Origin of the sequence: Streptomyces sp. NPDC001315 (assembly GCF_042896175.1) — a bacterium.
Lineage (GTDB): Bacteria > Actinomycetota > Actinomycetes > Streptomycetales > Streptomycetaceae > Streptomyces.
This window is the reverse complement of the sequence record NZ_JBIAWZ010000001.1, coordinates 491,177-513,638: the sequence shown is the minus strand read 5'-3', so window position 1 is coordinate 513,638 and position 22,462 is coordinate 491,177. Positions and strand designations below refer to the sequence as shown.

General features: G+C 71.1%; 19 protein-coding genes. 9 read left to right on the top strand and 10 right to left on the bottom strand.

All coding sequences use genetic code 11. The features are described 5' to 3' along the window. Window positions 1-113 precede the first annotated feature (113 nt). Both aroA and ACFY16_RS02220 read left to right on the top strand, forming a co-directional pair. Window positions 114-1,355 carry a 3-phosphoshikimate 1-carboxyvinyltransferase gene (aroA, locus tag ACFY16_RS02225; RefSeq protein WP_390645163.1) on the top strand — a complete coding sequence of 414 codons (1,242 nt, stop codon included), beginning with the start codon at window positions 114-116 and terminating at the stop codon, window positions 1,353-1,355. Further along, entirely contained in the window at window positions 1,352-1,984 is a 633-nt protein-coding gene (locus ACFY16_RS02220; RefSeq protein WP_390645162.1) for a GNAT family N-acetyltransferase, read from the top strand. The genes aroA and ACFY16_RS02220 overlap by 4 nt, the downstream gene beginning before the upstream one ends. Window positions 1,985-1,987: 3 nt before the next feature. On the opposite strand, the gene ACFY16_RS02215 is transcribed toward ACFY16_RS02220, so the two are convergent. Then, entirely contained in the window at window positions 1,988-2,392 is a 405-nt protein-coding gene (locus tag ACFY16_RS02215) for a DUF6281 family protein (protein ID WP_390645161.1), read from the bottom strand. 348 nt (window positions 2,393-2,740) lie between these two features. Here ACFY16_RS02215 and ACFY16_RS02210 point away from each other — a divergent pair, with 348 nt between their 5' ends. Further along, window positions 2,741-3,340, top strand: coding sequence for an RBBP9/YdeN family alpha/beta hydrolase (locus ACFY16_RS02210; protein WP_390645160.1), 600 nt, complete (start codon window positions 2,741-2,743; stop codon window positions 3,338-3,340). Here the strand turns inward: ACFY16_RS02210 and ACFY16_RS02205 are convergent. From ACFY16_RS02205 to ACFY16_RS02190, 4 genes are all read right to left on the bottom strand, one after another. Then, on the bottom strand, window positions 3,318-4,736 hold the full coding sequence (locus ACFY16_RS02205; RefSeq protein WP_390645159.1) for an MFS transporter: 1,419 nt from the start codon (window positions 4,734-4,736) through the stop codon (window positions 3,318-3,320). The genes ACFY16_RS02210 and ACFY16_RS02205 overlap by 23 nt on opposite strands. 179 nt (window positions 4,737-4,915) lie before the next feature. Continuing rightward, complete coding sequence (locus ACFY16_RS02200; protein WP_390646077.1) at window positions 4,916-5,716, bottom strand: sugar phosphate isomerase/epimerase family protein; 801 nt, start codon at window positions 5,714-5,716, stop codon at window positions 4,916-4,918. A gap of 51 nt (window positions 5,717-5,767) precedes the next feature. Beyond that, on the bottom strand, window positions 5,768-6,736 hold the full coding sequence (locus tag ACFY16_RS02195; protein ID WP_390645158.1) for a GNAT family N-acetyltransferase: 969 nt from the start codon (window positions 6,734-6,736) through the stop codon (window positions 5,768-5,770). A 230-nt stretch (window positions 6,737-6,966) separates the two neighbouring features. Then, window positions 6,967-8,013, bottom strand: a complete 1,047-nt coding sequence (locus tag ACFY16_RS02190; RefSeq protein WP_390646076.1) for a LacI family DNA-binding transcriptional regulator — start codon at window positions 8,011-8,013, stop codon at window positions 6,967-6,969. A gap of 321 nt (window positions 8,014-8,334) precedes the next feature. Here ACFY16_RS02190 and ACFY16_RS02185 point away from each other — a divergent pair, with 321 nt between their 5' ends. The 3 genes from ACFY16_RS02185 to ACFY16_RS02175 are packed head-to-tail and all read left to right on the top strand — an operon-like array spanning window position 8,335 to window position 11,464. Then, window positions 8,335-9,486, top strand: a complete 1,152-nt coding sequence (locus ACFY16_RS02185) for a Gfo/Idh/MocA family protein (RefSeq protein ID WP_390645157.1) — start codon at window positions 8,335-8,337, stop codon at window positions 9,484-9,486. Continuing rightward, a complete protein-coding gene (locus ACFY16_RS02180; protein ID WP_390645156.1) occupies window positions 9,483-10,634 on the top strand; it encodes a dihydrodipicolinate synthase family protein in 1,152 nt (383 codons plus the stop codon). The genes ACFY16_RS02185 and ACFY16_RS02180 overlap by 4 nt, the downstream gene beginning before the upstream one ends. Beyond that, complete coding sequence (locus tag ACFY16_RS02175; RefSeq protein WP_390645155.1) at window positions 10,631-11,464, top strand: sugar phosphate isomerase/epimerase family protein; 834 nt, start codon at window positions 10,631-10,633, stop codon at window positions 11,462-11,464. Before ACFY16_RS02180 ends, ACFY16_RS02175 begins: the two co-directional genes overlap by 4 nt. 224 nt (window positions 11,465-11,688) lie before the next feature. Here the strand turns inward: ACFY16_RS02175 and rbsD are convergent, their stop codons facing one another. The 5 genes from rbsD to ACFY16_RS02150 all read right to left on the bottom strand — a co-directional run bounded on the left by rbsD (window position 11,689) and on the right by ACFY16_RS02150 (window position 17,568). Next, window positions 11,689-12,078: a D-ribose pyranase gene (gene rbsD / locus ACFY16_RS02170; RefSeq protein ID WP_390645154.1), complete on the bottom strand. Its 390-nt coding sequence runs from the start codon at window positions 12,076-12,078 to the stop codon at window positions 11,689-11,691. Further along, the gene (locus tag ACFY16_RS02165) at window positions 12,075-12,980 is read right to left on the bottom strand and encodes a ribokinase (RefSeq protein ID WP_390645153.1); all 906 of its coding nucleotides are present in this window, start codon (window positions 12,978-12,980) and stop codon (window positions 12,075-12,077) included. The genes rbsD and ACFY16_RS02165 overlap by 4 nt, the downstream gene beginning before the upstream one ends. Before the next feature lie 103 nt (window positions 12,981-13,083). Next, window positions 13,084-15,033 (bottom strand): substrate-binding domain-containing protein, encoded by a 1,950-nt coding sequence (locus ACFY16_RS02160; protein WP_390645152.1) that lies wholly within the window; start codon window positions 15,031-15,033, stop codon window positions 13,084-13,086. After that, complete coding sequence (locus ACFY16_RS02155; RefSeq protein ID WP_390645151.1) at window positions 15,023-16,555, bottom strand: sugar ABC transporter ATP-binding protein; 1,533 nt, start codon at window positions 16,553-16,555, stop codon at window positions 15,023-15,025. Before ACFY16_RS02155 ends, ACFY16_RS02160 begins: the two co-directional genes overlap by 11 nt. Further along, on the bottom strand, window positions 16,552-17,568 hold the full coding sequence (locus tag ACFY16_RS02150) for a LacI family DNA-binding transcriptional regulator (RefSeq protein WP_390645150.1): 1,017 nt from the start codon (window positions 17,566-17,568) through the stop codon (window positions 16,552-16,554). The genes ACFY16_RS02155 and ACFY16_RS02150 overlap by 4 nt, the downstream gene beginning before the upstream one ends. A gap of 192 nt (window positions 17,569-17,760) precedes the next feature. Here ACFY16_RS02150 and ACFY16_RS02145 point away from each other — a divergent pair, with 192 nt between their 5' ends. The 3 genes from ACFY16_RS02145 (at window position 17,761) to ACFY16_RS02135 (ending at window position 21,987) form a co-directional block, all read left to right on the top strand. Beyond that, entirely contained in the window at window positions 17,761-18,102 is a 342-nt protein-coding gene (locus ACFY16_RS02145) for a hypothetical protein (RefSeq protein WP_390645149.1), read from the top strand. Window positions 18,103-18,184: 82 nt separating this feature from the next. Then, window positions 18,185-20,443 (top strand): ATP-dependent RecD-like DNA helicase, encoded by a 2,259-nt coding sequence (locus ACFY16_RS02140; protein ID WP_390645148.1) that lies wholly within the window; start codon window positions 18,185-18,187, stop codon window positions 20,441-20,443. Window positions 20,444-20,697: 254 nt separating this feature from the next. Next, the gene (locus ACFY16_RS02135; RefSeq protein ID WP_390645147.1) at window positions 20,698-21,987 is read left to right on the top strand and encodes a citrate synthase; all 1,290 of its coding nucleotides are present in this window, start codon (window positions 20,698-20,700) and stop codon (window positions 21,985-21,987) included. Window positions 21,988-22,462 lie beyond the last annotated feature (475 nt).

The window sequence follows — 22,462 nt, the reverse complement described above, 5'->3', positions numbered from 1 at the left end:
GTCGGCCCGGAGCGCGCGCACGGCGGCGCTCACATCCGTCGCGCCCGCGCGACACGTCGTCCATCCCGTGGACGCACCCGCCTCCGGGCCGACGGCGGCGGGATCATAAGTGCATGCCCCGCGTCGACATTCCCGGTTCCAAGTCCATCACCGCCCGCGCCCTCTTCCTGGCCGCGGCGGCCGACGGAGTCACGACCCTCGTACGGCCGTTGCGCTCGGACGACACCGAGGGCTTCGCCGAAGGCCTGACCCGGCTCGGCTACCGCCTGGGCCGCACCCCGGACGCCTGGCAGGTCGACGGCCGCCCGCAGGGCCCCGCGGTCACCGAGGCCGACGTCCACTGCCGGGACGGCGCCACCACGGCCCGCTTCCTGCCGACCCTGGCGGCCGCCGGCCACGGCACGTACCGCTTCGACGCCTCGCCCCAGATGCGCCGCCGTCCGCTGCTGCCGCTGACCCGTGCCCTGCGGGACCTCGGCGTGGACCTGCGGCACGAGGAGGCGGAGGGGCACCACCCGCTGACCGTCGTGGCGGCGGGCGTCGAGGGCGGCGAGGTGGTCCTGGACGCGGGACAGTCCTCGCAGTACCTGACGGCCCTGCTGCTCCTCGGCCCGCTGACCCGCAAGGGCCTGCGGATCCGGGTCACCGATCTGGTCTCGGTGCCGTACGTGGAGATCACGATCGCGATGATGCGGGCGTTCGGGGTGGAGGTGCGCAAGGAAGGGGACGTGTTCGTGGTCCCGCCGGGCGGCTACCGCGCCACGACCTACGCGATCGAGCCCGACGCCTCCACCGCCGGCTACTTCTTCGCGGCGGCGGCCGTCACCGGCGGCGAGGTGACGGTCCCGGGGCTGGGCAAGGGCGCGCTCCAGGGCGACCTGGGCTTCGTGGACGTCCTGCGGCGGATGGGCGCGGAGGTGGAGACCGGCGCGGACGGTACCCGGGTGCGAGGCACCGGCGAACTGCGCGGCGTCACGGTGAACATGCGGGACATCTCCGACACCATGCCGACGCTCGCGGCGATCGCGCCGTTCGCCTCCGGCCCGGTGCGCATCGAGGACGTGGCGAACACCCGGGTCAAGGAGTGCGACCGGCTGGAGGCGTGCGCGGAGAACCTGCGGCGGCTCGGGGTGGAGGTGGCCACGGGCCCGGACTGGATCGAGATCCGGCCCGGCGCGGCTCCGGTGGCGGGCGCGGAGATCAAGTCGTACGGCGACCACCGCATCGTCATGTCCTTCGCGGTCACCGGACTGCGGGTGCCGGGTATTTCGTTCGACGACCCCGGCTGCGTCCGGAAGACTTTCCCCGGTTTCCACGAGGCGTTCGCGGAGTTGCGAAGGGACATCGTTCGGTGAGCTTCAAGCTGGAGGGGCCGGTTCTCGAGGGCGCGCTCGTGCGGCTGGAGCCGCTGGAGCACCGGCACGCGGCCGATCTCGCGGTGGCGGCGGAGGAGGACCGGGGGACGTACGCCTTCACCTGGGTGCCCAGGGCCGACCAGGTGGAGGCGTACCTGGACGCGCAGCTCGCCCGCGCGGCGACGGGCCGGCTGGCGCCGTACGCGCAGGTGTCCGTCGCCTCCGGGCGGGCGGTGGGGGCGACGTCGTACTGGGAGCCGCGGCACTGGCTGGCCGACGACCGGCTCGACGCCGTCGAGGTCGGCTTCACCTGGCTCGCCGGGTCGGCCCAGGGCACGGGCGTGAACGCCGAGGCCAAGCTGCTGCTGTTCCGGCACGCCTTCGAGGAGTGGGGCGTGTCCCGGGTGGACCTGAAGACGGACGCCCGCAACGACCGTTCCCGCGCGGCGATCCAGAGCGTCGGGGCGCGTTTCGAGGGCGTACTGCGGAACTGGTCCCGCTCCTGGGCACCGGGGGAGGAGGGCCGGCTCCGCGACTCCGCGATCTTCTCCATCACGGCGGACGAGTGGCCGGAGTGCAGGGGCCGGCTGGAGGAACGGGTGGCGCGGTTCCTGGCCAGGGCGGTGTGACCGTCATGAGCCGTTGATCAGTTTCTTGATCTCGGGAAGCTTCATGCCGGAGTCGTCGTTGACGAAGATGACGTCATCGGGTGCGTCTCCCAACGCGATGGCGATGCCGGGATCCACGCCCTCGACCGCATAGACGGTCGTCGAGGTGGGCTGCGTCGACCTGTCGCTGTCGGAGTTCGGGGTGTCGTCGCACGGCGGAATCGTGGCGGCACCGAGCTCGTCCCCGATCGTGAACTCGCCGGCCGCCGCGCCCACGTACCGGTGGTTCCGGTAGTCGACCAGGGCCGCACAGGACGACTCGGACTCGCCGCTGCCGGGCGACGTGCAGGCGGCCGACGTCGTGACGACGACCGCTGCCAGCAGCGCCCACGCGGATCCGTGCCTGCCGACGGGAAGTACGGCTTTCATTCGGTGCGCCTCCTCCTGGAGCAACTGCTCCGGCTCGGTCCGAAGCTGTCTCCGGTCCTATGAGTCCGACGGAGCAGGCCCCCGGTTCGTTCGTCCGGCCGCCAGACGCAGTTGCTCCCGCACCGCCCGCAGCACCGGATCGCCCTCCGACCCCGTCCGTACGGCGGCGAAGACGTTCCCTCGACGGAGGCTCGCCCTCGGCGGGGCGCAGGGCGATGTCCGCGTGGGCGTACAGGTGTTGCACCAGGCGGGGGACGAGCGCGACGCCCTGGCCCGCCTCCACCAGCGCGGCCAGCGCGGCCCAGTCGAACTGGACCGATGGGCCGGTGATCGGAAACCATCGAGGTCATGACGACCACCACCCGCTCCTACCTCATCCTCCACGGCTGGCAGAACCACCGCCCCAAGGATCACTGGCAGCACTGGCTCGCCGACCGCCTCACGGAACGCGGCCACCACGTCACATACCCGCAGCTGCCCGACCCCGACGACCCCGAGCTGGAGGTGTGGCTCAGCGAACTGGCCCGGCACCTAAGCGAGTTGCCGGGCAACGGGGAGCGGGTCGTGCTCGCCCACAGTGCCTCCGCAGTGCTGTGGCTGCACGCCGTGGCGCGCGGTGTACCGGGGCTCGGCGATGTCGACCGGGTGCTGCTGGTCGCCCCTCCGTCCGGCTCGGTGCTCGCCCGGCACCCCGAGGTCGCGGCCTTCGCCCCGCCACCGCTCGCCGGTCTGACCCTGCCGGGCCCCACCCGTCTCGTCGCCGGCGACGACGACCCGTACTGCCCGGAAGGCATCCAGGACGTCTACGGCGACCCCCTGGGCCTCACCGCCGAGGTGCTCCCCGGTGCCGCCCACCTCGACCTGGACGCCGGCTACGGTTCCTGGCCCTCGGTACTGGAGTGGTGCCTGAACGCGGACACGAAGTTCACGATCCGGCCGGAGCGGTAGCCGGGGGATCCTCGGGCTCCGGCACCGAAGGAGCCCTGGGCTCCGGCGTCGCGGCGGCCGAGGGATTCTCGCGCCCGGCCGCCGCCGCGGCCGGGGGATCCTCGGACTCCGCCGCCGTCGCCGGGAGCTCCTCAGGGTTCGACGCCGTGGCCGGGAGCTCCTCGGGGTTCGCCGCCGTGGCGCCGCCCCGAAGTTCCGGTGTCGTCGCGCCCACCGCCGTCACCGCCACCAGGCACAGCAGGCCGCCCGTGATCAGGGCGGTCGCGCCCGACGACCAGCCGGCGACCACACCGGCGCGCAGGTTGCCGAGGTGGGGGCCCGCCTGGCCGACGATCGTCTCGGCCGCCGTCACCCGGCCCAACAGGGCGTCCGGCGTGCGGGTCTGCACGATCGTGGTGCGGGAGAGAACGGCCAGCGCGTCCGCCGCACCGGCCAGCACCAGCATCCCGAGGCCCGCCCAGGCACTGGTCGTCAGTCCGAACAGGGCGAGGGACACGCCCCACGTGCCGGCCGCGCACAGCATCACCGGTCCGGGTCGGGCCAGGCGCGTGACCGGGCCGGAGAAGGCGGTCGTGGCGACGCCGCCCACGGCGAGCGCGGACAGGAACAGCCCGAGCGTGCGCGGGTCGCCGCCGAAGCGCTCCGCGTTGACCAGGGGGAAAAGGCTGGCCGGCATCGACAGGACGGTGGCGGCCAGGTCCGTCAGCAGCGCGCCGCGCACCACCCGGTGGCCGGTCAGGAACCGCAGGCCGTCCAGGACGCCGTGCAGGCCGGGGCGGGACTTCTCGCCCTCGGGCGGCAGCGCGGGCAGGCCGAAGGCGCCGTAGAAGGACACACCGAAGCTGAGGGCGTCGACCAGGTAGCAGACGCCGATGCCCCACCAGCCGAGCACGACGCCGGCGACGGCCGGACCGACCAGCATCATCGCCTGGCCGGTGACCTGGTTCAGGGCCAGGCCCGCGGCCACCTGGTCCTTGGGCAGCAGCCGCGGTACGAACACGCCCGCCGCGGGCGCCCCGATCGCGCCGAACGACGCCTGCGCCGCGACCAGCGCCAGGACGACGGCCACCGGGACGTGCCCGGTGAAGCCCTGAACGGCCAGCAGCAGGGAGCAGCTCGCCTGGCCGACGTTGCCGAGCAGATAGACGCGGCGCCGGTCGGCCCGGTCCACCCAGGACCCGGCGAACAGGCCGACGCCGATCATCGGCAGCGCCTGCGCCATGCCGACCGCACCGCTCCAGACCGAGCTGTGCGTCATGTCCCAGACCTGGTACATGACGGTGACGACGGTCATGAAGCTGCCGAGCGTGGACACCGTGCGCCCGATCAGCAGCCGGCGGAAGGCGGGGGAGGTGCGCAGCGGACGTACGTCGAGGAGCGCGCGCGTCAGGATCATGAGAGGAGGGCCACGGGGCCGTGCGAGGTCACCGCGGGAGGCTAACCTCCCGGCCCCGGGCCGAGCGAACCGATAACGGCCGACCGCCTCGTTTCTGCCGCCATGGGCCGAGCGAACCCATAACGGCTACGCCGACTCGCTCCTACCGCCGCCCCGCGGGCCGAGCGAACCGACAACGGCTACGCGGACTCGTTCAGCAGTCGCCCCAGATGCTCCCGTCCCGCGCCCAGCAGCTCCGGCAGCGGCGCGGCCGCCTCGTACCACCGCTTCTCGTACTCCCAGCACAGCCAGCCGTCCCACCCGTGCCGGGAGAGCACCTCCACGCACTCGGTGAGCGGCAGGACCCCGGCGCCCAGCGGCAGCGGGCTGGTGTCGTCGGCGGAGGCGATGTCCTTGACCTGGACGTAACCGAGGTACGGGGCGAGCGCCGCGTACGTCTCCGAGGGCTGCTCGCCGCCCAGCCAGGTGTGCATCACGTCCCACAGCGCCCCCACCTGCCGGTGGCCGACGGGGCCCAGGATCCGGATCGCGGCGGCGCCGGTACGGTGCGAGTCGTGGGTCTCCAGCAGGATTCGTACGCCGAGGTCGCCGGCGTACTCGGCGGCGGTACCGAGCCGCCGCGCGGCGACGGCGTCGGCCTCCTCGGGGGACTGGTCGGCGGAGCCGCCCGGGAAGACCCGTACGAAGGGCGCGCCCAGGTCCCGGGCCAGTTCGAGGAGTTCGCGGATCTCGTCGATCACGGCGGTGTCGTCGCCGGGCGCGGCCACGCGCGCGTACCCCGCGAGGCCGAGGATCTCGACTCCCGCCGCCTTGAACTCGGCGGCCACGTCGGTCCGTTCGGCGGGAGTGAGGCCCGGATGCACCGGTTCCTCCGGGTGCGTGCGCAACTCGACTCCGTGATAGCCGTGCTCGGAGGCCAGCCGCAGTACGTCCGTGAGCGGCAGGCCGGGGACACCGAGGGTGGAGAAGGCCAGCTTCATACTCACGGACCCTACTAGTCACCCACGCCGGCCGCTCCCCTCCTCATCCGGTCATTCGGGCGCTCCGTGCAGGTCCAGCCGCCAGTCCTGCCCCACGAGGTCCTTGCCGAAGGAACGGTGCGGTTTCTCGGCGGTGAGGACGAAACCGTGCCGCTGGTAGATGCGGCGGGCGGCGGCGAGCACGTCGTTGGTCCACAGGACGAGGTCGCGGTAGCCGACGCCGCGCGCGAACCCGACGACGGCCGTCACGAGCCGGTCCCCGATCCCCAGCCCGCGCGCGTCCGGCTCGACGAGCAGGAGCCGCAGCCGGGCGGTGCCGGGTGCCTCGTCCCGTACGCACATCACGCACCCCACCGGCCGCCCTCCCCCACTCTCGACTTCGCTCGAGCGGGGGGACCCCCACTGCTCGGCGATCCACACCCGCTCCAGGTGCGGGTCGTGGTCCTCGGCGAAGTCGGCGACGATCCTCGCCACCAGCCCCTCGTAGTCGGTGTTCCAGCCGTACTCCGCGGCGTACAGCGCGGCATTGCGCTGCACGATCCAGCCGAGGTCGCCGGGCCGCGGCTCACGCAGGACGACGTCCTCGGCGCGGGGAGGGCGGCGGTCGCCCAGGATCGTACGGATCGTGCGCATCGCCTCCGTGAGGCGCGGACGGTCGCCGGGCGCCACGCTCCCCAGCAGGGAACCGACGGTTTCCCGGGCCCGCTCGTCGAGCAGCCCGGCGGCCTCCCGCCCGCGCGCGGTGAGGGTGACACGGCGCCGGCGCGGGTCTTCCTCCGACGGGGCGCGCTGGACCAGTCCGTCCTGCTCGAACCTGTTCAGGATCCGGCTCAGATAGCCGGAGTCCAGGGAGAGTTCGGCACGCAGGTCGGCCGCGTCCGTACGGCGGGAGTGGGCGAGTTCGTACAGGACGCGGGACTCGGTGAGGGTGTACGGGGCGTAGAGGTGGCGGCCGTAGTCGAGGGCGCCGATGACGTTCGTGTAGAAGCGGTTGAAGGAGCGGATGTCCTGGACGGTCATGCTCGACCCCCGGTGGTCCGATGGCTGACTCAGTCAGAGATACCGTCGGGACCGAGCGTAGGCCGCCCGCCGCGCCTCGGCCACCCCTTCCGCCGTCCCTCCGTGACCGCCGACGCGGGGGCAGCCCCCAGTGAGGCCCGCACCGGTGCCGGGTGCGAGTCGTGGCGGCGGCGCGTTCAGTCCTGCGGCACCCCGCAGGACACCGGGTGCGAGTCGCAGCGACGGCACCTTCAGACCCGCGGTACCCCGGAGGACCCCCGCACCATCAGCTCCCCCCGAACCGTCGCGATCCCCCCGGGCGGCGGTTCCTCCCGCCCCATCGCGATCCGTCCGGCCCGCGCCCCCGCCTCCGCCAACGGCAGCCGCACCGTCGTCAGGGAAGGCACCGCGTCGATGCTGAAGGGGAGGTCGTCGAAGCCGGCCACCGACACGTCCTCCGGGATCCGCAGCCCGGACTCGCGCAGCGCCGCGCACGCGCCCAGGGCGACGGAGTCGTTGGCCGCGACCACGGCGGTCAGCGAGGGATCGCGGCGCAGCAGCTCCAGTGTCGCCTCGTAGCCGGACCGCCGGTCGTAGCGGCCGTGCACCGTCCAGCGCGGGTCCTCCTCGATGCCCGCCGCCTCCAGCGCCGCCCGGTGTCCTTCCAGCCGGTGCCGGGTGGTCGTCCGTTCCTCGGGACCCGCGATGTAGCCGAGCCGCCGGTGCCCCAGCCCGATCAGGTGCTCGGTCAACTCGCGTCCGCCGCCGCGGTTGTCGAAGGTCAGCGCGACCGCCTGGGTGTCCGGCGCGGGCGGCCGCCCGCACAGCACGACTTTCGTCCCGGCCTCCGTCAGTTTCCGCAGCTTCGCCGCCACGGCCGCCGCGTGCGGCTGGTCCTCCATGGCGCCGCCGGTCAGCACGACGGCCGCGGCCCGCTGCCGCTGGAGCAGCGTGAGGTAGGTCAGTTCACGCTCCGGGGAGCCGCCCGTGTTGCAGACGACGGCCAGCCGCTCACCGCCGGCCCGCCCGCCCGGGCCCCCGATCTCGGACTGGATCGCGCCCGCCATGATCCCGAAGAACGGGTCCGCGATGTCGTTGACCAGGATTCCCACCAGGTCGGACGTGGCGGCGGCCAGCGCGCTCGCCGGCCCGTTCAGCACGTAGTCCAGCTCGTCCACGGCCCGCAGCACCCGCTCCCGGGTGGTCGCCGCCACGGGGTAGTTCCCGTTCAGTACGCGCGACACCGTCGCGGGGGAGACCTGGGCGCGGGCCGCCACGTCCGCCAGGGTCACCGTCATCTCGTCGTCCTCCGGTCGCGCATCTCGTCGTACGTCGTCGTACGTCGTCACACACAGGCGCCCTCAGGCGCGCACAGGTCATCCGCAGGGCATGTACAGGGAAGACACAGGCCCGCGGTCCACAGCCACGCTTTCGTGCGGTTCGAGCAGACCTTACGACCCCACCCCCCTGTTGTTCGCCCCCTCGAACAACTCGAAGTGGACACGGCCTTGTCCGGACCACTGGTCAGAGGCTAGCTTCTCTTGCATAGAAAGCGCTTGCTGTACGGCTTATCAGTAAACCAGGGCAACCGGGCGCTCGACGCCTACGAAGGGACCGACGTGACACGCAAGACGGTGCGTATCGCCATGAACGGTGTGACCGGGCGCATGGGCTACCGCCAGCACCTCGTCCGCTCCATCCTGGCCATCCGTGACCAGGGCGGGCTCGACCTCGGCGACGGCACCGTGCTGTGGCCGGAGCCGATCCTCGTCGGGCGCCGCGAGCACGTACTGCGCGCGCTCGCCGAGCAGCACGGCCTGGAGCACATCTCGACGGACGTGGACGCGGTCCTCGCCGACCCGACCGTCGACATCTACTTCGATGCCCAGGTGACGTCGGCCCGCGAGGAGGCGATCAAGAAGGCGATCGCCGCCGGGAAGCACATCTACACGGAGAAGCCGACCGCCACCGGCCTCGACGGCGCCCTGGAACTGGCCCGCCTGGCCAACGAGAAGGGCATCAAGCACGGTGTCGTCCAGGACAAGCTCTTCCTCCCGGGCCTGCTGAAGCTCAAGCGCCTCATCGACGGTGGCTTCTTCGGCCGGATCCTGTCGATCCGCGGCGAGTTCGGCTACTGGGTCTTCGAGGGCGACTGGCAGACCGCGCAGCGCCCCTCCTGGAACTACCGCGCGGAGGACGGCGGCGGCATCGTTGTCGACATGTTCCCGCACTGGGAGTACGTCCTGCACGAGCTGTTCGGCCGCGTGAAGTCCGTCCAGGCCCTCACCGCCACGCACATCCCGCAGCGCTGGGACGAGAACGACAAGCCGTACGACGCCACCGCCGACGACGCCGCCTACGGCATCTTCGAACTCGAAGGCGGCGCGATCGCCCAGATCAACTCGTCCTGGGCGGTCCGCGTCAACCGCGACGAGCTCGTCGAGTTCCAGGTGGACGGCACGGAGGGCTCGGCCGTCGCGGGCCTGCGCAAGTGTCGCGCCCAGCACCGCTCGGCCACCCCCAAGCCCGTCTGGAACCCCGACATCCCCGCCACGGAGGTCTTCCGCGACCAGTGGCAGGAGGTCCCGGACAACGCCGAGTTCGACAACGGCTTCAAGGCCCAGTGGGAGCTGTTCCTCCGGCACGTCTACGCCGACGCCCCCTACCACTGGGACCTGCTCGCGGGCGCCCGTGGCGTCCAGCTCGCCGAGCTGGGCCTGAAGTCCTCGGCCGAGGGCCGCCGCCTCGACGTCCCGGAGATCGCGCTGTGACCATCCAGCTCCCCGACTCGAGCGGCGGGTTGCGGCCGTACGAGCCCCGCACGGAACCCCTCGCCGTCACCACCGGCACCCCCTTCACCTCCCGTACGGTCTTCTCGGCGGCGCATGTCGTCGCCGACCCGTTCGCGGACGTGTCCCCCGACTCGCCCGCCGCCGTCGACTGGGACGCCACCCTCGCCTTCCGCCGCCACCTGTGGTCCCACGGGCTGGGTGTCGCCGAGGCCATGGACACCGCCCAGCGCGGCATGGGCCTGGACTGGGCGGGCGCGGCCGAGCTGATCCGCCGGTCGGCGGCGGAGGCTCGGGCCGTGGGCGGCCGTATCGCCTGCGGCGTGGGCACCGACCAGATCACCGGCGGTTCCCTCACCGAGATCCGCCAGGCGTACGAGGAGCAGCTCGCCCTCGTCGAGGAGTCGGGCGCCCAGGCGATCCTGATGGCGTCCCGCGCGCTGGCCGCCGCCGCTTCCGGCCCCGAGGACTACCTGGAGGTCTACGGCCACCTCCTCCGCCAGTCCTCCGAGCCGGTGATCCTGCACTGGCTGGGCCCGATGTTCGACCCGGCTCTGGACGGCTACTGGGGCTCGTCGGACCTGGACGCGGCCACGGACGTGTTCCTGGACGTCATCGCCGCCCACCCCGACAAGGTCGACGGCATCAAGGTCTCCCTCCTGGACGCCCGGCGCGAGGTCGACCTGCGCCGCCGCCTCCCTGTCGGCGTCCGCTGCTACACCGGCGACGACTTCAACTACCCCGAGCTGATCGCCGGCGACGAGCAGGGCTTCAGCCACGCCCTGCTCGGCATCTTCGACCCGCTGGGCCCGCTGGCGGCGGAGGCGGTCCGCGTTCTGGACACCGGGAACGTGGCGGGCTTCCGCGAACTCCTCGACCCCACCGTCGAGCTGTCCCGCCACCTCTTCCAGACCCCCACCCGCTTCTACAAGACGGGCGTGGTCTTCCTGGCCTGGCTGGCCGGCCACCAGACACACTTCACGATGGTCGGCGGCCTGCAGTCGGCCCGCTCCCTCCCGCACTTCGCCCGCGCCTACGAACTCGCCGACGGACTGGGCCTGTTCCCCGACCCGAAGCTGGCGGAGGAGCGGATGAAGACCCTGCTCGCCCTGTACGGAGTGACCCAGTGACCGGTCTTGAGCGTTTCTCGATCAACCAGATGACCGTGAAGCAGCTGTCGATGCCCGAACTGGTCGACGCCTGCCTGGAGCTGGGAGTGCCCGGCGTCGGCCTGTGGCGCGAGCCGGTCCAGACGTACGGCGTGGAGGAGACGGCGAAGCTGGTCCGCGACGCGGGCCTGACCGTCACCACCCTGTGCCGGGGCGGCTTCTTCACGGCGATCGACCCCGACGAACGCGCGGCGGCCCTCGCCGACAACCGCCGCGCCGTCGACGAGGCGGCCACGCTCGGCACGGACACCCTGGTCCTGGTGTCGGGCGGACTGCCGGCCGGTTCGAAGGACCTGCACGGTGCCCGGGAGCGGATCGCGGACGCGCTGGCGGTGCTCGGCCCCTACGCCGAGGAGCACGGGGTGAAGCTGGCCATCGAGCCCCTCCACCCGATGTACGCCTCCGACCGCTGCGTCGTCTCCACCCTCGCCCAGGCCCTGGACCTCGCGGAACGCTTCCCCGCACACCAGGTGGGCGTCACGGTCGACACGTACCACATCTGGTGGGACGACGCGGCCCCCGCTCAGATCGCCCGCGCGGGCGCCGGCGGCCGCATCCACACCTTCCAGCTCGCCGACTGGACCACCCCGCTGCCGGAGGGCGTGCTGAACGGCCGCGGTCAGATCGGGGACGGGGCGATCGACATGCGGGAGTGGAAGGGGTACGTGGAGGCGGCCGGCTACACGGGTGCCATCGAAGTCGAGCTGTTCAACGACGAGCTGTGGGCGCGGGACGGCCGGGAGGTGCTCGCGGAAACGGCGGCACGGTTCGTGGAACACGTGATCCGATGACCAGGTGACGGTGGGCCCCCTTCCCGCAGCCCGCCAGAATTTTCCTGGAAGGCGTGCAACCCTCCCCGGCCCTTGCGTGTCGTACAGGGCATCAGGACTTCTGGAGGGGGATCCGGGGGGATCGCGGGGGTTCTGACAGTTGGAGGGGGCAAGCCGAGGGGCCCGGTCGACGGACCGGGCCCCTCGAAGCGTTTTCGCAGGTCAGCTGGCAAGAGGAGGGTGACTCAGAAGAACACCCCGCACCGCAGGAGCACATTCGCGTACGGTCGTGCCTCCCCGGTCCGTACCACCAGCCGCGCCCCCGCCGACAGTTCTTTCAGCTTCTCGTGCGTGACGAAGGTCAGCTCGGCGAAGTGCTCCTCCAGCAGCTCCGCGGCCGCCGGATTCGCCTCCCGCACCTCCTCCGCCGCTGTGGCCCCCTCCACCACCAGCTCGGCGAGCAGCCCGTCCACCACCTCCGCGAAGGACGGCACCCCCGCCCGGAAGGCGAGGTCGACCACCCGCGGCCCGTCCGGTATCGGCATGCCCGCGTCGCACACCAGCAACCCGTCCCCGTGCCCCAACTCGGCCAGCGCTCCGGAGAGATGACGATTGAGGATCCCGGCCTTCTTCACAGCGCGTCGACCTCCTCCGCCGTCGGGAACGACTCCTGCGCTCCCCGCCGGGTGACCGCCACGGCCCCGACCCGTGCCGCGTATGCCGCGGCCTCGGCCAGGGAGGCCCCCGTGCCCAGCTTCCACGCCAGCGCCGCCGTGAACGAGTCACCCGCGCCCGTCGTGTCGACGGCGTCCACCTTCACCGGCGCCACCCGCTCGACACCGCCCTCCGCCGACGCCACCAGCGCGCCCTCCGCGCCCAGCGTCACGACCACCGACCTCGGCCCCTCGGCGAGCAGGCTCCGTGCCCAGTCCTCCGGCTCGCCGCTCACGCGCGCCCCGCCCAGGATCACCTTCGCCTCGTGCTCGTTGACGATCAGCGGATCGCAGGCGGCGAGCACCTCGGCGGGCAGCGGACGGGGAGGGGAGGGGTTCAGGACGAAACGGCTGCCCGGCGCCAGGCTCCGTACGGCCTCCACGACCGTCTCCAGCGGGATCTCCAGCTGCGTCGACACCACCCGCGAGGCCTGGAACAGGCCGGCCGCGGCCCGGACGTCCGCCGGTGCGAGCTTCCCGTTCGCACCCGGTGACACGACGATGCTGTTGTCGCCCGACGGGTCCACCGTGATCAGCGCGACGCCCGTCGGCGCCCCGCCCACCAGCACGCCCACCGTGTCCACCCCGGCCGCCCGCTGCGAGTCGAGGAGCAGCCGGCCGTACGCGTCGTCGCCGACCCGGGCCAGCAGGGCCGTACGCGCTCCGAGCCGGGCGGCGGCGACCGCCTGGTTCGCGCCCTTGCCGCCGGGGTGGACGGCCAGGTCGGAGCCGAGCACGGTCTCACCGGCCTCCGGCCGCCGCTCGACACCGATCACCAGGTCGGCGTTGGCCGACCCTACGACCAGGAGGTCGTAGTCGTACATGTGATGACTCCTCTGGTACTGACTCGTACGTGCAGTGCTGACTCGTACGTGGGACGTGACGCGGGGCGGGCGATCGTGGTGATCGCCCGCCCGTTCGCCGATGTCAGCCGCCGAAACCGGCCACGTTCTCCTTCGTGACCACCTTCACCGGCACCTTCACCGTCTTCTCCACCTGCTTGCCCTCGGCCGCCCGGATCGCGTTGTCCACCGCGATCTTCCCGAGCTGCGTGGGCTGCTGCGCCACGGACGCGTACAGCGTGCCGTTCTTGACCGCCGTCAGGCCGTCCGGGGTGCCGTCGAAGCCGACCACCTGGACCGACGTGCCGGCCTTGGAGCCGAGCGCCTTGATCGCGCCGAGCGCCATCTCGTCGTTCTCCGCGAAGACACCGTCGATGTCCGGGTGCGCCTGCAGCAGGTTCGTCATCACGTCGAGGCCCTTGGTGCGGTCGAAGTCCGCGGGCTGCTTGGCCACGACCTTGATGCCCGGGTACTCCTTGAGCCCGGCCGCGAAGCCCGCGCCGCGCTCACGGCTCGCGGACGTACCCGCCTGGCCCTGCAGGATCACGATCGTGCCCCGGCCGCCCAGCTTCTCGGCGAGCGCCTTGGCGCCCAGCTTGCCGCCCTCGACGTTGTCGGAGGCGACCAGCGCGGCCGTCTCGGCCTTGTTCACCCCGCGGTCGACGCCCACGACGGGGATGTCGGCCTTGTTCGCCGAGCGCACCGACGGGCCCGCCGCGTCCGAGTCCACCGGGTTGACGATGATCGAGCCGAGGCCCGCGCTGGTGAAGTTCTGCAACTGGTTGGCCTGCTGAGAGGCGTCGTTCTGCGCGTCCGTGACCGTCAGGTCGACGCCCAGCCTCTTCGCCTCGGCCTGCGCGCCGGAACGGATCTGCACGAAGAACGGGTTGTTGAGGGTCGACAGCGACAGGCCGATCTTCTGGTTCTTCGCCGGCGAGCCGTTGTGCAGGAAGGACATCGAGCCCACGACGGCCGCGGCGACCACCGCGGCGAGTATGTACGTCGCGGCCTGCTTGCCCTTTCCGCCCTGCGAGGCACCGGCGGCGACCGGGGTCGCCCCCGCCTTGCGCCGCAGCGTGTCGAGCAGCACCGCCAGCGCGATCACGACACCGATGACGACCTGCTGCCAGAAGGCGGACACGGAGAGCAGGTTGAGGCCGTTCCTCAGCACCGCCAGGATCAGCGCGCCGATCAGCGTCCCGGACGCCTTGCCCGTGCCGCCGGCGAGCGAGGCGCCGCCGATGACGACCGCGGCGATCGCGTCCAACTCGTAGCCCTGCGCGGCCTGCGGCTGCGCCGAGGACAGCCGGGAGGCGAGCACGATGCCCGCGGCGGCGGCGAACAGCCCGGAGAGGGCGTAGATCGCGAGCTTCTGCCGCTTCACCCGCAGGCCGGAGAGGCGGGCCGCTTCCTCGTTGCCGCCGATCGCGTACATGGAGCGGCCGATGTACGTCCGGCCCAGCACGAACGCCGTGATCAGACCCATGACGACCATCACGAGCACCGGCACCGGCAGCCACCCGCCGAGCGTGTCGCCGAGGTGCGAGACGGAGTCGGGGAAGGGGATGGGGGAGCCCTGCGAGATCACCAGCGACAGGCCGCGGCCCACCGACAGCATGGCGAGCGTCGCGATGAACGGCGGCAGCTTTCCGTACGAGATCAGGAAGCCGTTGACCAGGCCGCACGCGATGCCGGTGGCGATCGCGAGGACGACCGCCACGGCGACCGGGATGCCCTGTGAGGTCGCGCTCCAGGCAAGGACGGTGGCCGACAGGGCTGCCACCGAGCCGACCGAGAGGTCGATGCCCGCCGCGACGATCACGAACGTGACGCCGAAGGCGAGGATGGCGGTCACGGCGGCCTGGACGCCGACGTTCAGGAGGTTGTCGGTCGTCATGAAGTCGCCGGACAGCGCCGACATCGCGATGACGAGGACGATGAGCGCGGTCAGCGCGCCGTTGTCGAGCAGGAGGCGGCGCAGGCCGCCCGTGGCGCCAGGCGCGCCCGTTGTGTTCTTGAGCGTGTCAGTGGCCACGACTGGCCTCCGTTTCCTTCGTGACTGCGACGGTCGGGGTGCTGACGGCGAGCGCCATCACCGTGTCCTGGGTGGCCTCGTCGGCCGAGAGCTCGCCGGCGATCCGGCCCTGGGCCATCACCAGCACCCGGTCGCTCATACCGAGCACCTCGGGCAGATCGCTGGAGATCATCAGGACGGCGGCACCGGCGGCCGTCAGCTCGTTGATCAGCTGGTAGATCTCGACCTTGGCGCCGACGTCGATCCCGCGCGTCGGCTCGTCGAGGATCAGCACCCTGGTGTCGGCCAGGAGCCACTTGCCGATGACGACCTTCTGCTGGTTGCCGCCGGAGAGCGTGCGCACGTGCTGTCCGAGGCCCGCCATCCGCACCCCCAGCTGCCCGGCGATCCGGGCGGCCGCCTCGTGCTGCCCCTTGAGGTCGACGAGCCCGCCACGGGTCGCGGACCGCAGGGTCACGAGCCCGAGGTTCTCCTCGACGGAGGCGTCCAGCACCAGCCCCTGGCCCTTGCGGTCCTCGGGGACGAGCCCGATCCCGGCGGCCATGGCGGCGTTCACGTCATGGCGGCGCAACTCCGCGCCGGCGACCTTCACGGCGCCCTTGTCGTACGGGTCCGCGCCGAACACCGCCCGTACGACCTCCGTACGACCGGCCCCGACCAGGCCCGCGATGCCGACGACCTCGCCCGCCCGCACCTGGAAGCTCACGTCGTGGAAGACGCCGTCCCGGGTCAGGCCCTCGACGGTGAGCAGCGCGGCGCCCTTGTCGGCCCGTTCCCGCGGGTACTGCTGCTCGATCGACCGCCCCACCATGAGGCGTACGAGTTCGTCCTCGGGCGTGGCGGCGGGCACCTGGCCCACGCTCTTGCCGTCGCGGATGACCGTGACGCGGTCGCCGAGGGCGGCGATCTCCTCCAGATGGTGCGTGATGAAGACGATTCCGACGCCGTCCTCGCGCAGCTTGCGCACGATGGAGAAGAGCTTCTCGACCTCCTCGGAGGTGAGCACGGCGGTCGGCTCGTCCATGACCAGCACGCGGGTGTCGAGGCTGAGCGCCTTCGCGATCTCGACCATCTGCAGGCGCGCGATACCGAGTTCACGCACACGCGCGCGTGGAGACACGTGGACGCCGACCCGCTCGAGGAGTTCGGCGGCGTCCGCCTCCATCCTCTTCCGGTCGATCATCCCGAGGCGGCGCGGCTGGCGGCCCAGGAAGATGTTCTCGGCGACCGTCAGATCGGGAACGAGGTTGAACTCCTGGTAGATGGTGGCGATCCCGAGGCGTTCGGAATCCTGCGCACCGTGGATGCGGACCTCCTCGCCGTCCACGAGGATCCGGCCGGCATCGGGGCGGTAGGCGCCGGAGAGCATCTTGATCAGCGTGCTCTTGCCCGCGCCGTTCTCACCGAGCAGCACATGCACCTCGCCCCGGCGCAGATCGAAGTCCACGCCGTCGAGCGCGACCACGCCCGGAAAGGTTTTGCGTATGCCTTCGATGCGCAGCAACTCGTCCGGGTTGCTCACGACGTGCTCCTTTGTGCGGGGAAGGGCTCGCCGCACGAGCGGCGTACGACGAGACGGGCGGGGAGGGTGACGGACTCGGGGGGCCGTCCCTCGATGCGGTCGACGAGCGCGCGCACGGCGGCGCGGCCCAGGTCGCCCGTGGGCTGGGCGATCGCGGTGATCGGCGGATCGGTGTGCACGAACCACGGGATGTCGTCGAACGCGGCGAGCGCGATGTCGTCGGGAATCCGCATCCCACGCGCGCGTACGGCGTCCAGCGCGCCGAGTGCCATCAGGTTGTCCGCGGCGAAGACGACGTCGGGCGGCTCGGGCAGGTCGAGGAAACGCTCGGTGACCCGCCGCCCGCTCTCGGCCTGGAAGTCGCCCTGGCCTATGTAGGCGTCGGGAAGGGGAATCCCGCACTCGGCCAGGGCCACGCGGAAGGCCTCGACCCGCTCGCTGCCGGTCGTGGTCGCCGCCGGACCCGCGATGATCGCGAGCCGCTGGTGCCCCAGCCGGTGCAGATGGGCCACGAGGTCGCGCACGGCCTCTCGCCCGTCCGCCCGGACCACGGGCACGTCCACGCCCGGGATCCACCGGTCCACGAAGACCATCGGCGTCCCCGCGCGCGCGGCGTCCAGCATCAGCGGCGAGCCGCCGTCGGTGGGGGAGACCAGCAGCCCGTCGATACGGCGGTCCAGGAGGGTCCGTACGTGGTGGTCCTGCAACTCGGGCCGCTCGTCGGCGTTTCCGATGATGACGCTGTACCCCAGTGCGCGGGCCTCCTCCTCGACGGAGCGGGCCAGCTTGGTGAAGTACGGGTTCAGTACGTCGCTGATGACCAGGCCGAGGGTGCGGGTCTGATCGGTGCGCAGGGACCGGGCGACGGCGTTCGGGCGGTAGCCCAGCGCCTCGACGGCGGCCAGCACGCGCGTGCGTGCGTCCGCGCTGACCGACGGGTGGTCGTTCAGGACGCGCGACACCGTGGCGACGGAAACGCCCGCCTCGGCAGCGACATCCTTGATGCTCGCCATCGCCGCTCCACCTCCTCGTGGAATCGATTACATCTCGACGTGCAAGGAGGATTGGAATCGATTACACGAGGGTTAATCAAGCCCTCACCCGCATCCCGAGACCAGATTGTGATGAATGGGGCTCAAGTGATCTAGGCTGCCCCTGTCCGCAGCGGGTGGCATGCCCGCGCCAATCACAGGGGAGAAACAGGTATGCGCGCAGGTCGGATACTGGGTACGTCCACGGCGGCCGCCGCCCTGGTCGGGGCCACGCTCGTCATCGGCAGCCCCGCTGTCGCCGAGACGAACGCGGCCGCGGCCGGGTGCACGGCGAAGGCCATCGAAACCGTGATCATCCGTGACCGGACGAGCACCAGCGGCACGGCCCTCGCCCAGGTCAACAAGGGTGAGAGCGCGTCGGCGTCCTGCACGATGTACTACGGCACCTCCTCGTACGAGAAGTGCGGCATCGTCAGCAAGCGCTGGGTGAAGGTCACGAGGAGCGGCGTCACCGGCTATGTGGTCGGCACCTGCGTGACGATCGCGGAGTCCTGACCCAGGGCTTCCGGTGCCGAGCCTCCGGTACTGACAGACCCGACAGGGCGGGTCTGTCGGTGCCGGGCGGTACCGTCGGATCATGACCGATCAGGCGGGGGCCGCCCAGGCGGGAGAGCGGCGACTGGCCACGCTGGAAGGCGTGCTCGAGCGCATCACGTACGCCAACGAGGAGAACGGATACACGGTCGCCCGGGTCGACACGGGCCGTGGCGCCGGCGACCTCCTCACGGTCGTCGGCGCGCTGCTCGGCGCCCAGGTCGGCGAGTCCGTGCGGATGGAGGGCCGATGGGGCTCCCACCCGCAGTACGGCAAGCAGTTCACCGTCGAGAACTACACGACCGTCCTGCCCGCCACCGTCCAGGGCATCCGCCGCTATCTCGGCTCGGGGCTCGTCAAGGGCATCGGACCCGTCTTCGCCGACCGCATCACCCAGCACTTCGGCCTGGACACCCTGAGGATCATCGAGGAGGAGCCCAAGCGGCTCATCGAGGTCCCCGGCCTCGGCCCCAAGCGCACCAAGAAGATCGCCGACGCCTGGGAGGAGCAGAAGGCGATCAAGGAGGTCATGCTCTTCCTCCAGACCGTCGAGGTCTCGACGTCGATCGCGGTGCGCATCTACAAGAAGTACGGCGACGCCTCGATCTCCGTCGTGAAGAACCAGCCCTACCGGCTGGCCGCCGACGTCTGGGGCATCGGCTTCCTCACCGCCGACAAGATCGCCCAGTCCGTCGGCATCCCGCACGACAGCCCGGACCGCGTCAAGGCGGGCCTGCAGTACGCCCTTTCGCAGTCCGCCGACCAGGGCCACTGCTACCTGCCCGAGGAGAAGCTGATCGCCGACGCGGTCAAGCTCCTCCAGGTCGACACCGGACTCGTCATCGAGTGCCTGGCCGAGCTGGCCGCGCCCCCGCAGGACGGCGAGGACCCCGGTGTCGTACGGGAGAAGGTGCCCGGACCCGACGGCGACTCGGAACCGGTGACCGCCGTCTACCTCGTCCCCTTCCACCGCGCCGAACTCTCCCTATCCGCCCAGTTGCTGCGCCTGCTGCGCACGGACGCCGACCGGATGCCCGCCTTCCACGACGTGGCCTGGGACAAGGCGCTCGCCTGGCTCAAGGGGCGTACGGGTGCCGAGCTGGCCCCCGAACAGGAGGCCGCGGTCCGGCTCGCGCTCACCGAGAAGGTCGCCGTCCTCACCGGCGGCCCCGGCTGCGGCAAGTCCTTCACGGTCCGCTCGATCGTGGAGCTGGCCCGGGCCAAGCGTGCGAAGGTCGTCCTGGCCGCGCCCACCGGCCGCGCCGCCAAGCGCCTGGCCGAGCTCACCGGCGCCGAGGCCTCCACCGTCCACCGCCTCCTGGAGCTCAAGCCCGGCGGCGACGCGGCGTACGACAGGGACCGCCCGCTGGACGCGGACCTGGTGGTGGTCGACGAGGCGTCCATGCTGGACCTGCTCCTTGCCAACAAGCTGGTCAAGGCGGTGCCCCCGGGCGCCCATCTGCTGTTCGTCGGAGACGTGGACCAGCTGCCCAGCGTCGGCGCGGGGGAGGTCCTCAGGGACCTCCTGGCCGACGGCAGCCCCGTCCCCGCCGTTCGTCTCACCCGCGTCTTCCGCCAGGCCCAGCAGTCGGGCGTGGTGACGAACGCGCACCGCATCAACTCCGGGCAGCACCCGCTCACCGACGGTCTGAAGGACTTCTTCCTCTTCGTCGAGGACGACACGGAGGAGGCCGGGCGGCTCACGGTGGATGTGGCGGCCCGTCGTGTTCCGGCCAAGTTCGGGCTCGACCCGCGCCGGGACGTCCAGGTGCTGGCGCCCATGCACCGCGGCCCGGCCGGCGCCGGCACACTCAACGGCCTGCTCCAGCAGGCCATCACGCCCGGCCGGCCCGACATACCCGAGAAGCGGTTCGGCGGCCGGGTCTTCCGCGTCGGCGACAAGGTCACCCAGATTCGCAACAATTACGAGAAGGGCGAGAACGGCGTCTTCAACGGCACCGTGGGCGTCGTCACCTCACTCGACCCGGTCGACCAGCGCCTCACGGTGCTCACGGACGAGGACGAGGAGGTTCCGTACGAATTCGACGAACTCGACGAACTGGCGCATGCGTACGCGGTGACCATTCACCGCTCGCAGGGAAGTGAATATCCCGCTGTGGTGATCCCCGTCACCACCGGAGCCTGGATGATGCTCCAGCGGAACCTGCTGTACACAGCCGTGACCCGGGCCAAGAAGCTGGTCGTCCTCGTGGGTTCACGCAAGGCGATCGGGCAGGCGGTGCGCTCGGTGTCGGCGGGGCGGCGCTGCACGGCGCTGGATTTCCGGCTCGCGGGCTCCTGAGCCGCACCTTCCCGGCTCCCGAGTCGTACATCGGTGGCACAGATCACCAAAAATGATCGATCAAACGAGTCGCGAAGGTCACAGAGCACTTCCGGATGCGGGACGAAGGGGGCAGGATGAGCAAGTTGGCGGCACTGAGTGCCGCCAATAAGCCCAATGGTCGACCCCGAGTGCACTCTCGTGCGCCAAATGGGGGAAGGTAGAGACAGTCAGGGCAACCTCGAAGATGAGGCACAACGTCGGTGAGGGAAGACGTGAGCGACAACTCTGTAGTACTGCGGTACGGCGACGGCGAGTACACCTACCCGGTGGTCGACAGCACCGTCGGTGACAAGGGCTTCGACATCGGGAAGCTCCGGGCCCAGACCGGTCTCGTGACTCTGGACAGCGGCTACGGCAACACCGCCGCCTATAAATCCGCGATCACCTACCTCGACGGCGAGGCGGGCATTCTCCGGTACCGCGGCTACCCGATCGAGCAGCTGGCCGAGCGCTCCACCTTCCTGGAGGTGGCCTACCTGCTGATCAACGGCGAGCTGCCGACCGTCGACGAGCTCTCCACGTTCAAGAACGAGATCACGCAGCACACCCTGCTGCACGAGGACGTCAAGAACTTCTACAAGGGCTTCCCGCGCGACGCCCACCCGATGGCCATGCTGTCGTCGGTCGTTTCGGCGCTGTCCACGTTCTACCAGGACAGCCACAACCCGTTCGACGAGAAGCAGCGCAGCCTCTCCACCATCCGCCTGCTCGCCAAGCTCCCGACGATCGCGGCGTACGCGTACAAGAAGTCGATCGGTCACCCGTTCGTCTACCCGCGTAACGACCTCGGTTACGTCGAGAACTTCCTGCGCATGACCTTCTCGGTCCCGGCGCAGGAGTACGAGCTCGACCCGGTCGTCGTCTCCGCGCTCGACAAGCTGCTGATCCTGCACGCGGACCACGAGCAGAACTGTTCGACGTCCACGGTCCGCCTGGTCGGCTCCTCGCAGGCGAACATGTTCGCGTCGATCTCGGCCGGCATCAACGCCCTGTGGGGCCCGCTGCACGGCGGCGCCAACCAGTCCGTCCTGGAGATGCTCGAGGGCATCCAGGCCAACGGCGGCGATGTCGACTCCTTCATCCGCAAGGTGAAGAACAAGGAGGACGGCGTTCGCCTGATGGGCTTCGGCCACCGGGTGTACAAGTCCTTCGACCCGCGCGCCAAGATCATCAAGGCTGCCGCGCACGATGTCCTCTCGGCCCTCGGCAAGTCCGACGAGCTGCTGGACATCGCCCTGAAGCTGGAGGAGCACGCGCTCTCCGACGACTACTTCGTCTCGCGCAACCTCTACCCGAACGTGGACTTCTACACCGGTCTGATCTACCGCGCCATGGGCTTCCCGACCGAGATGTTCACGGTCCTGTTCGCTCTCGGCCGCCTGCCGGGCTGGATCGCCCAGTGGCACGAGATGATCAAGGAGCCGGGCTCCCGCATCGGCCGCCCGCGGCAGATCTACACGGGTGTGGTCGAGCGCGACTTCGTCCCCGTCGAGGCGCGCTGACGCCTTCGGTGGAGGGGCATCGGTTCGCTGGGTGCCCCGTTGCCGGGGGTCCGGGGGTTGTCCCCCGGGTCAGCGGTGTCACGGGTGTGGTCGAGCGCGACTTCGTCCCCGTCGAGGCGCGCTGATCCCGTAGCGGGTTGGCCACCAGAGACAGCAGAAGGCGCCCTGTCGCCGGTCCCCCCACGGGCCGGCGTACAGGGCGCCTTCCCATGTCCCGGTGCGGATTCCCCCCACGGGATCCGGCCGGGCGTCTGAGGACAGCGCCTGAATCGCTGTATTGCTGTGTGCGGTTGTTGAGCAGAACGAGCAGAACTCGCCGTACTACTGCGTGTGTGCGATCTGCCGGGACAACGCACGCTGGGAGGGCCGCTCAAAGCTCCCCGGTGTACGTGCCCCGGCAACGCATCTCTGAGGAAGTCCCCCAAGACATCCTCAGATGCCAGTCGGCGCCCCCCAAGACGCTTTCTGACATCGC

Excerpts from the sequence above, each read along its gene's own strand:
- ACFY16_RS02165 (WP_390645153.1), bottom strand. The coding sequence starts at position 12,980 with ATGTACGACTACGACCTCCTGGTCGTAGGGTCGGCCAACGCCGACCTG.
- ACFY16_RS02150 (WP_390645150.1), bottom strand. The coding sequence starts at position 17,568 with ATGGCGAGCATCAAGGATGTCGCTGCCGAGGCGGGCGTTTCCGTCGCC.
- ACFY16_RS02145 (WP_390645149.1), top strand. The coding sequence starts at position 17,761 with ATGCGCGCAGGTCGGATACTGGGTACGTCCACGGCGGCCGCCGCCCTG.
- ACFY16_RS02200 (WP_390646077.1), bottom strand. The coding sequence starts at position 5,716 with ATGAAGCTGGCCTTCTCCACCCTCGGTGTCCCCGGCCTGCCGCTCACG.
- ACFY16_RS02210 (WP_390645160.1), top strand. The coding sequence starts at position 2,741 with ATGACGACCACCACCCGCTCCTACCTCATCCTCCACGGCTGGCAGAAC.
- aroA (WP_390645163.1), top strand. The coding sequence starts at position 114 with ATGCCCCGCGTCGACATTCCCGGTTCCAAGTCCATCACCGCCCGCGCC.
- ACFY16_RS02205 (WP_390645159.1), bottom strand. The coding sequence starts at position 4,736 with ATGATCCTGACGCGCGCGCTCCTCGACGTACGTCCGCTGCGCACCTCC.
- ACFY16_RS02195 (WP_390645158.1), bottom strand. The coding sequence starts at position 6,736 with ATGACCGTCCAGGACATCCGCTCCTTCAACCGCTTCTACACGAACGTC.
- ACFY16_RS02215 (WP_390645161.1), bottom strand. The coding sequence starts at position 2,392 with ATGAAAGCCGTACTTCCCGTCGGCAGGCACGGATCCGCGTGGGCGCTG.
- ACFY16_RS02140 (WP_390645148.1), top strand. The coding sequence starts at position 18,185 with ATGACCGATCAGGCGGGGGCCGCCCAGGCGGGAGAGCGGCGACTGGCC.
- ACFY16_RS02190 (WP_390646076.1), bottom strand. The coding sequence starts at position 8,013 with ATGACGGTGACCCTGGCGGACGTGGCGGCCCGCGCCCAGGTCTCCCCC.